This is a genomic window from Arthrobacter sp. YA7-1 (assembly GCF_025960325.1).
GTDB lineage: Bacteria > Actinomycetota > Actinomycetes > Actinomycetales > Micrococcaceae > Arthrobacter > Arthrobacter bambusae_A.
Genome location: NZ_CP110114.1, coordinates 2,917,224 through 2,932,558 on the forward strand (window position 1 = coordinate 2,917,224; position 15,335 = coordinate 2,932,558).

At 60.4% G+C, this 15,335-nt stretch carries 11 protein-coding genes; 6 read left to right on the top strand and 5 right to left on the bottom strand.

From position 1 onward, the window contains the following. The first annotated feature begins 74 nt into the window (after positions 1–74). From OIT41_RS13680 to OIT41_RS13695, 4 genes are all read left to right on the top strand, one after another. Complete coding sequence (locus OIT41_RS13680; RefSeq protein WP_264636613.1) at positions 75–1,022, top strand: polysaccharide biosynthesis protein; 948 nt, start codon at positions 75–77, stop codon at positions 1,020–1,022. Between the two features lie 205 nt (positions 1,023–1,227). Continuing rightward, the gene (rfbA, locus tag OIT41_RS13685) at positions 1,228–2,091 is read left to right on the top strand and encodes a glucose-1-phosphate thymidylyltransferase RfbA (protein ID WP_078108401.1); all 864 of its coding nucleotides are present in this window, start codon (positions 1,228–1,230) and stop codon (positions 2,089–2,091) included. A gap of 146 nt (positions 2,092–2,237) precedes the next feature. Next, positions 2,238–4,127, top strand: a complete 1,890-nt coding sequence (locus tag OIT41_RS13690) for a DUF6541 family protein (protein WP_264636614.1) — start codon at positions 2,238–2,240, stop codon at positions 4,125–4,127. 47 nt (positions 4,128–4,174) lie between these two features. Then, the gene (locus OIT41_RS13695) at positions 4,175–5,053 is read left to right on the top strand and encodes an aldo/keto reductase (protein WP_241709231.1); all 879 of its coding nucleotides are present in this window, start codon (positions 4,175–4,177) and stop codon (positions 5,051–5,053) included. Positions 5,054–5,130: 77 nt separating this feature from the next. Here the strand turns inward: OIT41_RS13695 and OIT41_RS13700 are convergent, their stop codons facing one another. The 4 genes from OIT41_RS13700 to glf form a co-directional block, all read right to left on the bottom strand. Next, complete coding sequence (locus OIT41_RS13700) at positions 5,131–5,862, bottom strand: ABC transporter ATP-binding protein (RefSeq protein WP_241709229.1); 732 nt, start codon at positions 5,860–5,862, stop codon at positions 5,131–5,133. Positions 5,863–5,864: 2 nt separating this feature from the next. Beyond that, positions 5,865–6,758, bottom strand: a complete 894-nt coding sequence (locus tag OIT41_RS13705) for an ABC transporter permease (RefSeq protein ID WP_078108397.1) — start codon at positions 6,756–6,758, stop codon at positions 5,865–5,867. Then, on the bottom strand, positions 6,755–8,662 hold the full coding sequence (locus OIT41_RS13710) for a glycosyltransferase (protein ID WP_264636615.1): 1,908 nt from the start codon (positions 8,660–8,662) through the stop codon (positions 6,755–6,757). The genes OIT41_RS13705 and OIT41_RS13710 overlap by 4 nt, the downstream gene beginning before the upstream one ends. Before the next feature lie 116 nt (positions 8,663–8,778). Further along, the gene (glf, locus tag OIT41_RS13715) at positions 8,779–9,966 is read right to left on the bottom strand and encodes a UDP-galactopyranose mutase (RefSeq protein ID WP_078108395.1); all 1,188 of its coding nucleotides are present in this window, start codon (positions 9,964–9,966) and stop codon (positions 8,779–8,781) included. 210 nt (positions 9,967–10,176) lie between these two features. Here glf and OIT41_RS13720 point away from each other — a divergent pair, with 210 nt between their 5' ends. After that, positions 10,177–14,247, top strand: a complete 4,071-nt coding sequence (locus OIT41_RS13720) for an FtsK/SpoIIIE domain-containing protein (RefSeq protein WP_241709224.1) — start codon at positions 10,177–10,179, stop codon at positions 14,245–14,247. 24 nt (positions 14,248–14,271) lie between these two features. On the opposite strand, the gene OIT41_RS13725 is transcribed toward OIT41_RS13720, so the two are convergent. Then, a complete protein-coding gene (locus tag OIT41_RS13725) occupies positions 14,272–14,658 on the bottom strand; it encodes a hypothetical protein (protein ID WP_372489665.1) in 387 nt (128 codons plus the stop codon). Between the two features lie 327 nt (positions 14,659–14,985). Here OIT41_RS13725 and OIT41_RS13730 point away from each other — a divergent pair, with 327 nt between their 5' ends. After that, positions 14,986–15,234 (top strand): WhiB family transcriptional regulator, encoded by a 249-nt coding sequence (locus OIT41_RS13730; RefSeq protein WP_003804966.1) that lies wholly within the window; start codon positions 14,986–14,988, stop codon positions 15,232–15,234. Positions 15,235–15,335 lie beyond the last annotated feature (101 nt).

Below are 15,335 nucleotides of genomic sequence, written 5' to 3' on the forward strand. Positions count from 1 at the left end.
CCGGGGACGTTCAGGTTCGACTCCGAATATACGGAGAGAGCATCGGCACACGGTTGCTCCTCTGCATCGTGGTTATGCCGGTCGCGGCCGCGCTGGTCTACCTGATTTCGGCCCCCGCGCATAGGTTTGACGCAATCCTGATCGCACTATCGGCCGCATCGGGTGGCTTGTCCCCGGCGTGGTATTTCATCGGCATCGGCAATCCCCGGCTACTAGGGATTGTCGACACTATCCCTCGGGTGGTCGCATCGCTGATTTCAATTCCGCTGCTTCTCATAACCGGACAGATCTGGCTCTACGCGGCAATGCAGATCATCGCAACCGTCGTCACGATGCGTATTTTCCTCCACCTCGCGCCGGGGTCACGGGGAAAGGCTCCGAAAATCGTTTGGAAGCTCGGCGACATGCTCTGCATCCTGAGGTCCCAGGCCGCCGCTGCGGGCGTCAATCTTGCGGGCAACGCTTACGGCTCCACCCCGGTCCCCATTGCAACAGCCACAGTCTCTGGACCAGGGGCAAGCAATTTTGCTTCCGCCGACCAGTTGTACCGCTATGCCCTGTTTCCCGTGGTCGTCCTTGCCAATGCATTTCAGGGTTGGGCGCTGGAGTTCGACGGTGAACAAGGACGACGGCGGCAGCTCGCCGCAATTGGGGCACACGTCTTGCTCGGCGTAGTTGGCGGAGCGCTCCTCGCGGTCTTTGGCCCGTTGGTTTCGTCGATTATGTTCGGCCCGGCATTGGCCGCGGGCCAAGTCACCAGTGTTTTCTACGGCTTGGCCTTGTGCTTCTTGTGTATTGCCGCTCCGCTCCAGAGAAACGTGCTCATTCCAGCGGGGCGCGCCTCGCTCGTTTTTGGAGTGACCGTGGCGGCCGCTCTGGCGGGGGTCAGCACAATGGTGGTGTTCGGAACTCTGAAATCGGTTGATGGCATAGCCTTCGGCATGGCAGCAAGCGAAGCCATAGTGCTGTTACTCCTGATCAAACCGTCGATCAAGGCCCTTCGTTCGGACTACATGAGCTGACCCAGTCTCCGCGAAAGCTGCGTGAGATCTGCGCCGGACTGCAGCTATCCTTCAGAATCTGACCGAATGCACCCGCACCAGCCCCTGGCGAATGGCTTCCGGTCGGGTCAAAACAGTCAATCCAAGCTGCCGCCTACCTCGAATTCGTCTCGGACTGAGCGAAGCTGGTTTGCTGAGCGGCCCGGCGTACGGAAGTATTGAGCCCATGCGTGGAATTATCCTTGCCGGCGGAACTGGATCCCGGCTTCACCCGATCACACACGGCATCAGCAAACAGCTCGTCCCTGTGTATGACAAGCCGATGATCTACTATCCCCTGTCGACGCTCATTCTGGCTGGCATCCGCGACATCCTCATCATCACCACGCCACACGACGCGGAGCAATTCCGACGACTCCTCGGAGATGGCTCCCAGTTCGGCATAAACCTCAGCTACGTTGAGCAGCCGTCCCCCGATGGGCTTGCCCAAGCATTCATCCTTGGCGCGGAACATATTGGAAACGACACCGTGGCTCTCGTCCTCGGTGACAACATCTTCTACGGCCAAGGCATGGGGACACAGTTGCGCCGGCACGCCAACATCGACGGCGGCGCAGTCTTCGGTTACTGGGTCAGCGACCCGAAAGCGTACGGTGTCGTGGAATTCGACGACTCCGGTAAGGCCATATCCCTTGAGGAGAAGCCTGAAAAGCCGAAATCCCACTACGCTGTTCCAGGCCTGTACTTCTACGACAACGACGTCGTCGACATCGCCAAGAATCTGCAGCCGTCAGCACGAGGCGAGCTGGAAATCACGGATGTGAACCGCGCTTACCTCGAGCAGGAGAAGCTTCACGTCGAAATCCTTCCCCGCGGCACTGCGTGGCTGGATACCGGGACATTCAACGACCTCAACGACGCTTCCAACTTCATCCGCACGGTAGAGAACCGTCAGGGACTCAAGATCGGCGCGCCTGAGGAAATCGCTTGGCGCCAAGGCTTCCTCACGGATGACGAACTCAGGCAGCGGGCCGAGCCCCTGGTCAAGAGCGGCTACGGTCAGTACTTGCTCGGTCTTCTCGACGGTTAGGCTTCCATTTTGCCGACCGTCGCACATCCTTAGTAATAGGTGGAGTCCAATTGAGTTGGTATTCAACGCTTCCAGTATTTCTTGCCAGTTTGGCAGTCCTCTTTGTACCCGGAAGCTTGATCGCAGCGGCATTGGGCCTCCGGGGCTTGACCTTCCTTGCCGTGGCACCAGCGCTCAGTGTCTGTGCTGCCGCCTGCACGGCCATTGTCCTCCCCTTCCTGCGACTCTCTTGGTCCCTAGGGCCTGTCGTCGTCGCGGCCTTGGTCTTGGCCGTTGTCCTGTACGGAGCAAGCTATCTCACGCGAGACAAACTCGCCATGCGATCTCGCTGGCGATTCGAGCGTCCCAAAGCGGGTACATACGCGGCGGTAATCGGATTCTTGATCGGTGGTGTGTCTATCGGGATACAACTGGTCGATGCATTCGACCGACCCGATAACATTTCCCAGACTTTTGACAACGTCTTCCATCTGAACGCCATTCGCTACATTCTGAACACTGGCAATGGATCGTCACTGTCCATAGCTACCATGACCAGCGGCGACAACCCGCCATCGTTTTACCCGGCGGCTTGGCACGATCTCGCATCCCTCGTGGTCCAAATTACCGGCGCACCAATCAGCGTTGCGGCAAACATCCTGAACATTTGCATTGCTGCGGTTGTCTGGCCTCTCGGCTGCATGTTCCTCACACGGGCAATTGCCCGTCCCAGCGCCTACGTCGTTGCCGCTGCAGGCATCCTCGCCGCCGGCTTCAGCGCGTTCCCGCTGTTGCTTTTGGACTTTGGTGTGCTTTACCCAAATTTCCTTGCCTTAAGCATGCTCCCCGCCGCCTTGGCTAGCGTGGCGGTCTTCTTCGCGGTCGGTAACATCGATGGAATCCCAGTGATCGCCCGCTTCTCTTTGGCACCAATCCTTGCGTTGGGCCTCGCGATCGCGCACCCCAACGGCATGATGTCGTTGATCGCCCTCTCGGCCCCGATCCTTCTCGCGAGCTACGTTTGCTACTGGGTTCGCCGGAAAAACCAAGGCGCCGGCTATGGCCGAGTAGTCATCCTTGGTGCAGCTTTGGTGCTTGCCCTCGTCACCATCGTGGTGATGTGGAAATATATTCGACCGCCGGCCGAAACCGCCACCTGGGCGCCCGTCCAAAGTGCCGGCCAAGCCGTTGGTGAAATCGTGACGAATTCACCTATGCACCATGCCCCGGCCTGGGCAGTAAGCGCGTTGATGCTTCTGGGACTAGCAGTTGTGGCGCGGAGTCGGCACAACTTGTGGTTCGTGGGGTCGTTTCTCGTCTCTGCCGTATTGTTCGTCGTGGTCTCCGCAGGAACAGACCAATGGTTCCGGAACGCACTTACCGGTGTCTGGTACAACGACAGTTACCGGCTGGCGGCGTTGCTGCCAACAGTTGCCGTTCCCTTTGCAGCCATCGGTTTGGCCTGGTTGATCAGAAGAATCCAACTCAGCTGGCTCTCAGGGTGGGAGCGCGGACGGAGGTGGTTCGGATCACAGAGCCGTCCTAAAACAGTCAGTGCTCTGGTGATCCCTGCGGGTCTCCTTGCGTTGTTTCTCCCGCTTCAAACGCTTCCGCTCGGTGGCGAAATTGCTTCGGCTCACAACATCTACTCGACGGCCCCGGATGCCCCCTTGGTGAGCAGGGACGAGATGACTCTCATTGACGAGCTGGATAATTACGTTCCACAAAACGCAACAATCGCCGCGAATCCGTGGACAGGGGCCGCAATGGCCTTTGCGCTGGCCGATCGCAACACGACATCCAAGCACACACTCGCTGCGTACACTCCCTCAGTCCTCATGCTCAACGACCGACTCAAGGACGCCGCGAGCGACCCCGAGGTGTGCAATGCAGTCCATACTGCCGGCGTTGGCTATGCGTTGAATTTCGGGACCAAAGAGGTCCATGGAGGCGATCACGGATTCAAGGGACTCCTGATCGAAAACACAACTCCGGGCTTCCAGCTTCTCGCGCAGGTCGGTGAAGCGAAGCTGTTCAAGGTGACTGCTTGCGGCTAATTTGACCATTCAAAGGTTCGGGCTGTTACGAGAGCAGGAGTGCAAGAATGCTGGAGCGAAGGCCATTCGGTAGTACCGATTTGAACGTCTCCATCGTGGGGCTCGGAGCCGGCCAGATCGGCGAGAGTGATGTCACCGAGGCCGAAGCCTCCGAAGTGCTTAACGGAGCTCTGGATCTTGGCGTTACGTTGATCGATACCGCCAACAGTTATGGCTTGAGCGAAGAGCGTATCGGGAGGCACCTCGGCCGACGTCGGAACGAGTTTGTGTTGTCAACCAAAGGGGGCCATGGGATCAACGGCGAACCGGATTGGTCCTCGGGCAGCGTGCTTGCGAGTATCGAACGGTCTTTGCGTTTGACCCGGTCTGAACGAATCGACATCTTTTTCCTGCACTCCTGCCCGGTTGAGATTCTGCGACGCGGTGAGCTGCAAGAGACGCTGGACGAAGCCGTCGCGGCTGGCAAGATCGGCGTCGCCGGCTACAGCGGAGACAATGAGCCGCTCGCATTCGCACTGGAGTCCGGGCGGTTCGGTGCTGTCGAAACCAGCGTCAACATCGCCGACCAGTGGAATCTCAGAAACTTGCTCAGCGACTATCCCGGACCGGGAGTGATCGCCAAGCGCCCGATCGCGAACGCGCCGTGGCGGTTCCGCGAGCGACCGACCGGGCACTATGCGGATCTCTATTGGCAACGGCTTCAGTTGCTCGACCTTGATCCAGGCGAACTTGATTGGGCCGAACTCGCCTTGCGCTTCACGGTGTACGCCCCTGGTGTCCACACGGCAATTGCCGGCACGGCCAAGCTGGACCACCTGCGAAGGAACGTCTCAGCCGCCAGCCGAGGCCCACTCCCGGCCGCTACCTTGGAACGCATCGACCGCGCTTGGCGCGGCGTCGGCTCCGACTGGCCGGCATCAACCTAAGATCCAGCGCCTCTTAAAGGCGTGAAGACGCCCCGCCAAAAGCGGGGCGTCTCACTCGTTGGTCTACAACGCGCTGTTTAGACTTGGCTGCGAAGCTGGGCCACTGCGGCGTCGATGGCTCCGTCAAAAACAATGTTTCCGTGCTTGAGAACCACACCGCGATCACAAATACGGGAAACAAGTTCAAGGTCGTGACTGACGACGACGAGGGTCTTGCCTGCCGCGGAAAGCTCCTTGATCCGGGCGAGGCACTTACGCTGAAACGGCTCGTCTCCGACGGCCAGGATCTCGTCCACGAGGAATACCTCGGGATCCGTGTGAACGGCGACTGAGAATGCCAGACGGAGGTACATGCCAGACGAATAGAATCTGACTTCCGTATCGATGAACTCGCCGATCTCGGAAAATTCCACGATGGAGTCGAATTGTTCGTCGATCTGGGCTTCCGTCATTCCCAGGATCGCGCCGTTCAGGTAAACGTTTTCCCTGCCCGACAAGTCATGATGGAACCCCGCGCCTACCTCAATAAGGCCTGCGACTCTGCCACGCGTCCGCACTGAACCGCTATCAGGCAACATGACCCCTGAAATATGCTTGAGCAGCGTGGACTTGCCGGACCCGTTCAAGCCCAGCAGCGCGACCGTCTCGCCTTGTTGGATTTCAAGATCGACGTTGTGAAGGGCATGGAACTTCTTCGAGATATCACCCTTGCGACCGGTGACAAGCCAGACAATGGCCTCCTTGAGGGAGCGCGTATGCCTCAGCACGAACTGCTTATTTAGCTTCTGGACTTCAATAGCAACAGACATCGTCACAGCTCCTGCGCGAATCGGCCCTCAAGCCGGCGGAAGACCCACTGGCCGAGAACGAGAACTGCAAGGGAAACCACGATTCCCACAGGAACCCAAAGGGGCAAAAGATTTGGCGGCATGGGGGCGGTTTCATCGGTGGTTGGAAGCCAGAAGGCGTAATGAAACGCTTCGACGCCGATGGTAATGGGATTGACTTGGTAGACGGCGTACCAGCTCGCGCCGAGTTTGCTCTGCACCATGGTCCAGGAGTACATGATGGGAGAGGTCCAGGTCGCGACCATCAGCAGCATGTCCACGATGTTCTCGGAGTCCCGGAAATAGACATTCGCAGAGCCAAAGAGGAGTCCCAAACCGGTAGCCAACATGGCCACGATCACGAAACCCGCGATGGCCGCCACAAGCTGCAGCAGGCTCGGGTGCCATCCGGCGAAGACACAGGCGACAACCAGGACAATCAACTGCGGAATGAAATGGACGGCCGAAACCCACACTGAGGCGACGGGGAAAAGCTCGCGCGGCAAGTAGATCTTCTTGATCAGACCGCCGTTGCCCACTATGGAACGGGCCGCGTTGCTGAGCGCCTCGGTGAAAAAGTTGATCAGAACGATTCCGGAGAACAAGTAGACGGCGTAGTTTGCCAGTCCATCCGGATTTCGAGCGCTCTTCTCAAGTCCCAGGAAAACGCCCAAGGCAATGTAGAAGACGAGGAACTGAACGCCCGGCTTTACGTAGGACCAAAGCAGCCCAAGAACCGACCCCTTGTAGCGGATCTGCAATTCTTTCCGAACAAGGAGTTTGAGCAGGAAGCGCTGTCTGAACACGTCGGCGAGTCCGCCCCCCACGCCCGGGCGGACGAGCGGGGCGGTCTCACTGAAGTCACTCGCAGTTGTCACCCGTTGGCCTTTTCCTGCGGAGTCGTAGTGGTCACCGCGTCGAAAGTCTCGCGCCACGCCTGCTGCGACGTGAACTCGGGCAGGCTCCGGGAATATTCCTCGGAAAGTTTTTCCCAGTCCTGGAGAAGCTGCTGGTGGAGCTTGATGCTGCGGGCCATCATATTGCGGAAATGCTCAGGATGGCGCTTGTACCAGGATGCACCGGTTCCATCAGCGGAAGAGACGATTGCCGAGTCCAGCTGCGACAGTCGCCACCAACGGGCATCCATTGCCGGAACGAGGGCCTCCGGGTGCTCCAGGGCTCCCGGCCTTACGCTTTGTACCTGACGAACCCCTGCGGAGGCAGCGGTCGCAAGGGCAGCGAAAATAGACTTCGGCGAAGATGGCTTCTTTCCGCGCTTCGGCGGCTTCACGCGCTTTACTTGCGGGAAGGCTGCTACTTCCTTCGTGATACGTGCGTCATCGAAGTCTGCACGTCGCGCACGAATTTCAGGGAGTTTGGTCCGAATTGTCTGGTGCAAGTGGGAAGGTCCCTTGAGCAGGTCCTCCAGGGCATCCAAGCGAAGCTCGACCGCCGAGTACTGCATCGACAACAGGTGCTTGACATCAACCATGAAGCTTTGGCGCGGCAGGAATCCGCCCTTTTTGTAGGGCGAGTAGACCAGGGCGGCAAGCCAGCGGTTTCGCTGGTGGAAGTAGGCCTGCCAGTCGATCGTGTCATCCTTTTCGGTCCACGGCATATGCCAGACAGCGGCGCCCGGGAGGGTGACTGTCGGGTAGCCGTGGCGGCGGGCACGAATGCCGTATTCGGCGTCGTCCCACTTGATGAACACGGGAAGAGAGAGTCCGATGTCGCGCAGAACACTGGTCGGAATCAAGCACATCCACCAGCCGTTGAAGTCCACATCGATCCGGCGATGCATCCACGGCGTCGTGCGAAGGTTGCTCGCCGAAAAATCATGGGCTTCTTTGGTGCTTTCGACCGCGCCCCATTGGAACTTGTACTCGTTGACTTCTTCGCCGAAGCTGTGCATCACCGAGCGTTCATACAGGTTGAACATGTGACCGCCGACGATCGACGGCTTACGCGTGAAGTCAGCGAAGTTGATAGCGCGCAGCACGCCCTCTGTTTCGATGATCACGTCATCGTCCAACAGCAGCACGTATTTGCTCCGGCCATCTTCAACCGTCTCGTGCATGCCGCGGGCAAAACCGCCCGAACCACCGAGGTTGCCCTGCTCAATCAGTGCGAACTTATCCCCGAGTCGCGCGGCAGCCTCATCAAAACCATCCTGGTCGCGTACCTTCTGCGTACCCTGGTCGGTGATCAGGAGCCGGTCCATGACATCCAGGAGTTCAGGAGAATCGGCAAATGTCGAAAGGTGCTTGACGCAGAAATCCGGGCGGTTAAAGGTAGTTACCGCGACTGTGGCGGTGCCTGCCTCGAATCCTTCAGGCTTCCTTACGGACCATTCGGCACCGAGGAGCTTGACCTGTTCAGAGGAAGCCACGAGGTCAAACCAGTACCAGCCGCCATCGCCGAAGTTGGCCAGCGGCAGAACAACATCAACCGGCCGTCCAGCGTCTACGCTGATGCTTTCCACCCGGTTCGAGGTGCCCCTCGCGGTGGACCGAAGAATCACAACAGTAGCCGGGGCATCAACGGCAACCGTAAGCCGCACACTCGTGACATCGGTGTGAGCTCGCCAGTAGCTCGCGGGGAAGGCGTTGAAGTACGTGCCAAAGGAAATGCGTCGGTACGCCGGCAAGTGCAGCTGGCGACGATTCTCAATGAAGTCCGAACGAATCTTTGCACCAGTGGAAGTGACAGCCGTGACGCCCGAGCCCGACTTGGACGTCTGCGATTCCTCGGACACGACCCGCTGAGCCGCGTTGAAGTCCAAGTACAAGGGAAGTGTGTCAGAGTCGCCATCCGTCGGGAAGACAACGCGATGGACGGTTTGCCATTCTTCGCCCAGTCCGGACGCAGCGTCCTGGTTCGTGGGTTCCGTTGAAACGCTCACGCGTCCACTCCTCCGCTTTCAATTTCTGCGCCGCTTTCGAAGTGCGGACGGATCTTGTTGTCAAACATGGACAGGGCAGAACCTATGGCCATGTGCATATCGAGGTACTTGTAGGTGCCGAGACGACCACCAAACAGGACGTCCTTTTCGGCGGCTGCGAGATCGCGGTACTTCAGCAGCTTTTCGCGGTCATCCGGGGTGTTGATCGGGTAGTACGGCTCATCGCCGGTTTCTGCGAACCGGGAAAATTCGCGCATGATGACGGTCTTCTCCGTCTGGTAGCCGCGCTCCGGGTGGAAGTGGCGCGGCTCGATGATCCTGGTGAACGGGACGTCGGCGTCGTTGTAGTTGACAACCGACGTTCCTTGGAAGTCGCCCATGTCCAGGACTTCCTCTTCGAAATCGATGGTGCGCCAGGACAAATCTCCGGCGACAAAGTCGAAGTAGCGGTCCACAGGTCCGGTGTAGACGACGGGAATCTTGCCGACGACCTTGTTCTTTGAATACTCGTGGGACTCGTCAAAGAAGTCCGTGTTCAGTCGCACTTCGATGTTCGGGTGCTCGGCCATCTTTTCGATCCACGCCGTGTAGCCGTTGGTCGGCAGGCCTTCGTACTTATCGTTGAAGTATCGGTTGTCGTAGTTGTACCTGACAGGAAGGCGCGAAATGATGCCGGCCGGGAGATCCTTGGGGTCCGTCTGCCACTGCTTGCCGGTGTAGTGCTTGATGAATGCCTCGTACAGGGGGCGGCCAATCAGCTGGATGCCCTTGTCGTTGAGGTTCTGCGGGTCGGTGCCCGCGAGCTCGCCAGCCTGCTCCTTGATAAGGTCCTGCGCTTGGCTGGGCGTCAGGTTCGCACGGAAGAACTGGTTGATTGTCGCCAGGTTGATGGGGAGGGAATAAACCTCACCCTTGTGTACGCCGTACACCTTGTGCACGTAGTTGGTGAAGGTCGTAAACCGGTTGACGTACTCCCATACCCGCTCGTTTGAGGTGTGGAAGAGGTGCGCACCATAGCGGTGCACCTCGATTCCGGTCTGCTCTTCCGTTTCGCTGTAGGCGTTGCCACCGATGTGATGCCGGCGGTCAATGACAACAACCTTCAAGCCCAGCTCAGTGGCGGCCTGTTCTGCGATTGTCAGGCCAAAAAAGCCCGACCCGACGATGACGAGGTCAGCGGTCACAAATACTCCTGGTTCGAATGCGGGCAGCCTAATGATGTGCACTTGCTGCAGGTCAAGCCTACCTGAGATGCCGCATCCAATTGCCGCCGAGGCCGTTCCCCGCCCGCGAACGCACTGTTTTCCACATAGGGAAACTGAGCAGGAACACCCGGTCAACATCACAAATATCGTGGAAGAACAGCAGTCACGCGAGCCGAAGGAGCGGACATAGTGACACTCCATTGCACTCTGGTCCGGGCCCCGCGGGCGCTACGGCAAGGCGAACCCGTCGAACTGGCCTTAGCCGTTGGCAATGGCACCCCCGGCACCGTCGTCGAGGCCGCCGTCGCGGCCGAGTTCGGCGCGGGACAACTGACAGTCGACGGGCATCCACTCAGTGATCTCGCCGTGGGCTCTGCACCCCTCATATCCGGAGCCGTGTTGGTCGACGGCGCTGATTCGGAGGCGCGAAACGATTCGATCTGCAAACGCGGTCCTGCGGCCTTGTCTTTGCTGGTGCACGCCGGACCTGCCGCGGGCCTGGTGGTTCCGCTGGAACGTGGCAGTTACAGGATCGGCAGGAGCAACGCGGATGTTTGCCTGGCGGATCCTGATGTTTCCCGGGTTCACGCGGTCCTGACAATCTCCGAGACAGCGGTCACCATAACCGACAATGGAAGCGCCAACGGAACAGTGGTGGATGGCCGCACGGTCCGCTCCGCCGCTCTCTCAACCGCTTCCAGGATCCGATGTGGCGCCTCGGTCATGTCGGTGGTCTTCGGCGCCGAAGACTTCGGGACGGAATTCCTGGGGGCAGCGGGGCAAAGCGTTGCGGAGCCGCTCTCGGTGCGGCGGCGCCATGACGCGGGCAGCCGCACACAGCTTCTCCTCACGGCCGGGCTACCGTTCGTGCTTGGAGTCGGAATGGCCGTGGCCACTGGCATGTGGATGTTCCTCGGCTTCACCGCAATTTCCGCCATCGCCGTCCTCGCCCCAGCATTGTCGGGAAGACGCGAGCGCCGCCTTCTGGCTGCCGCGATCGCTGCGGCGGTCGAACAAGACCGAACCCGACGACGGCGGTGCTCGCCGTCCGCCGCGGAACTCGTCCATGCCGTCGGCTCAGCCGCTTTCGCCTCAGGAAATCGAGGGCTAAACCAGTCGACGCCGCCAAGAACCGATACAACGCAAGGAAGGTCGGAGAGCCGCGATGTCTGGCTCCGGCTCGGAACCACCCCGCAACAAGCCCGGATTGCACTCGATCCACCGGACCCGAACTTCCACCCACCGCAGTTGGGCCGGGTTCCGGTAGTTCTGGATCCCTCGATCCAAACCGTCACCTTCGCTGGACCGGAAGCCAAAGTCCAAGGAACGTTCAGGTTCCTGCTCATGCAGCTGGCGGCCTTTCCCAATGCAATCAACCTCCGTGTCCTCGTACACGGACCGATCGCTCTCTTGCCGTCGAGCGCCCGGTTCCTTCCCCGCGCCACGTTGACCACGGACACCTCTTCAGCCCAGGCTGTTCTTTCCGCGCTCACGGACGGACCGGGAGCGCTGTTTCTCCTTGGGTACGAGCGTGATCCCGCCGTCGCCGCCTTGCGGCTGGCGGCGGTCGAATCCGGCTGGCGGGTCTTCCAAGGCACGGCGAGCGCGGACGAAAGCGATTCCGTAGTCGAGCTTTGGAACAAACGCGCAGTCCTCCGCTCGCACCATTCCGCAACGGAATTCGACCCTGACCTTGTCCCGTTCCAGGTGTTCGACCGCTACTGCCGCTCATTGGCCAGGGTGCCGGGCTTGGCGACGGAAAAGGCGCCACTTCTCCCCTCCACCTGCCGGCTGTCCGAACTGCTTCCCACCGATCCCCCAAGCATCGCCGCCCGTTGGATCGATTCCTCGGCAGGTGGCGGGCTGTCCGCGGTCATCGGGCAAGGAGTCGACGGACCGCGGTCCCTCGACCTGGTTTCGGACGGCCCGCATCTCCTCCTGGCTGGAACTACGGGATCGGGCAAGTCCGAGCTCCTGCGCACAATCGTTGCGTCGATCGCACTGACCCACAGCCCGGACAGGGTCAACTTCCTGTTCGTCGATTTCAAGGGAGGCTCGGGGCTCGGGCCACTGGTCGACCTTCCACACTGCGTCGGGATGCTTACCGACCTCAGCGAACACGAGCTCGAGCGTAGCCTCACGTCCCTCCGTGCCGAAGTTCGGAGACGGGAAGCGATCCTTGCAAAGGCGGTTGTCCCTGACTTGCCCGCGTACTGGGCCAAAGCAGGGGACGCCGCGGACGGTCCCGGGGCGGGACGAAAAAACCAAACTCCGATACTGCCCCGTCTGGTCCTTGTGATCGACGAGTTCAGGATGCTCATTGAGGACGCCCCCGACGCCCTGGCCGGATTGATGCGGATCGCCACCTTGGGCCGATCCCTGGGAATCCATCTGATCATGGCAACACAACGTCCGCAGGGCGCACTGAGTGCGGACATCCGGGCCAACGTCACCACCAGCATTGCCCTTCGCGTCCAATCGGAACTGGAATCCCGGGACATCATCAGCTCGCCGGCGGCGGCATCGATTCCAGTGTCCCTTCCTGGTCGCGCCTACATGGTTCGCGGAGCGGAAGATGCGGGGCAATTTCAATCAGCGACGCTCTCAAGAAGCGAAACAGCCCGGCCACCCTCGAAGACCATGACCTTGGCGACAGCAGTCTCGCTCCGCTTCAGTGGTTGGTCTGAACCCGCGGAGGCAAAGACTCAGCGTGCCGTTGCAACCCCTGCGGAAGCGGTCCGCCCCATCATCAGGGCAATCGACCGGGTTTGGGACATCCGCGGGCGTAGACCCCTCCGAAGACCTGTTGCACCTCCGCTCCCGGAGTCCATCTCCTGTGACGAGTCCCCCGGCATGAGCTCACTGCCGGGCAAGCACGCAGCAAGCGGAACCTCCGCACGCCCGGCAGCCCATCTTGGCTTGGCCGACTTCCCGACGCAGCAACGAGTCGCCGGCCTGTGCTGGCACCCGCTCGTCCATGGGAATCTTGGACTCGTTGGCCCTCCTGGAAGCGGAGTTGAAGATACCTGTCGTGCAGCAGCGGCGCAACTTCTTGGAAGTGCCGAGGAAATCCATCTGTACGTCCTTGACGGAGACGGTTCATTCACCGACGTCGAAGCCCAGGGACGCGTGGGGGCAATTGCCCCACTCAGCCACATCAGGAGAGGCGTCCGCATCCTGGAGAGACTCGCTGCCGAAATGTCGACGCGGCAATCCTCCGGGACCAGCGCCGGGCAAGTCCCCCTTCTGCTGGTCATTTCGAGCTGGGGTTCGTGGATGTCCGAATTGCGCACCGGTCCGCTGGCCTGGGCCGAAGACCTCCTCCACGCCATTGTCCGCGATGGACCAAAGTCAGGACTGGTTGTTCTTGTCACTGGCGACCGCGAACTGGTGACGTCGCGTATGTTCGCGTCCATCACCAACCGGGCGTTCTTTCCCACCGGGACCACCGAAGAAGGGCGGTTGGCATGGCCGCGTTTCGCGGCAATGAAGCCCCTGAAGGGCCGCGCCGTCGTGGTTGGTAGTTTCATCGACGTTGACGCGTCAGCCGCCCAACTCGTGGCGCCCCCTCCGAACGCGGCCTGGCCGTACTGTGTGCCCCCAGAGCCTGCACGGCGCCCGTTCCGGGTGGATCCCTTGCCGCAATTCCTCCGGGCGTCGGACCTCGCATCGGACGGCCGAGCCGAAGCCGCTGCAGATTCAAGCGCTCGTCCGCGGGGATCGGTGCTCCTCGGCGTCGGAGGGGACGAGAACGAACCTGCGTGGATTACACTGCCGCCTTCGGCAGTCCTCCTCGCCCTCGGCAGCCCCGGTTCGGGCAAGTCGTCCCTGCTCACAGCACTGACCCTGCTCAATCCAGGCAATCGGTGGCGGACACCACCTAGAGATGCCGATCCTGACGCCTTTTGGGCGGAATTCCACCGCGAAGCAACCCGCAAGCGCGTGAGCACAGAGGTGATCCCGCTCGTGGACGACGTCGAGCGCCTCACCAGCGAAACGGGGATACTCCTTGCTGAGCTTCCCGGCATGGGTTTCACCGTGGTGGCAACTGCCGGGTACAGCCCGGCCCTTCTGCAACGGACGCCCCTTGCTTCCCTGGCCCGAAACCACGGAAGCGGGATCCTCTTGGGCGACAGGCCGCCGACCGCTGGGGATTTCTTCGGCATCCGCGTCGACGTCGAACAAGCCGCACCGCCAGGGCGTGCAGTCCTGATTGAGAACGGACAAACACGTTCTCTCCACATCGCGGCCCCGAGCTAACGGGATGCGGCGCAGTTATATCCGTCAGAGCGCGGCGCGGGATCCGCCCGTTCGGGACGCGAAGGCAATGACACGTTTGTCGAACAAGAAGAGAATTCCGGCCAGAGCCGGCACCACCATCGCCAGGCCGGCGGGAACTACCCCTCCGGTCATGGTGGGAACGCCGATCGTCAGGGCAAATAGCTGGGCAACCAATGCAGGTGCCCGGGTCCAACGGTAGCCACGGAACAGGAAGTGTCCCACCGCAAACAACAATGCAGAAAAGGCCAGCAGAAGACCCAAAGTAAACACGGCACCCCAGAAGGAGGCCACCGGAGCTCCGGTCACCAGCTCGTATATATACAGTGCCGCCGCTGCCAATAGCGCAAGGGCTTCCAGCACCACCACGATCGAAATGACAATGATTCCCACAGGACGCGTTGCTCCGCCGGAGTTGTCGTGGCCGGCCCTTTGGCCGTCGTTGCCGGGCGCCGCTGGGTCATGGTTAGGGTTCAGAGGGGGTCTTGACACACTGGCACACTACCCGACATAGTCGAATACCTGTGAGTAGCCCACCATCCAGTGTGATGCATCGCTCACGGTTTCAAACGCTTGAACCCCTTGTTTACATGGCGTTAACATGACACGCTTGACTCAGACGACCAAGGGGGCCCAATGGGTCCCCTTTCCTATGAAGCCTCTCGTGAATATTTTCACAAAAGGCTTAACTAGTACTCACGAATGGAGTGACTGATCAGCATGGATTGGCGTAACCGCGCAGCCTGCCTTGACAAGGACCCGGAGCTTTTCTTCCCAGTAGGCAACACCGGCCCTGCGCTTCTCCAGATCGAGGAAGCGAAGAGTGTCTGCCGCCGCTGCCCCGTCGTGGACACATGCCTTCAGTGGGCCCTCGAATCGGGCCAGGACGCCGGCGTCTGGGGCGGAATGAGCGAAGACGAACGACGCGCACTCAAGCGTCGTGCCGCCCGCGCGCGCCGCGCTTCCTAAGCGTCGCGTCCTGGGCGCCTGAGGCTGGCACAGCCCGGTGTCTCAGGCAAAGAAGACATACGAAGATGGCCCGGACCGAAAGGTCCGGGCCATCTTCGTAC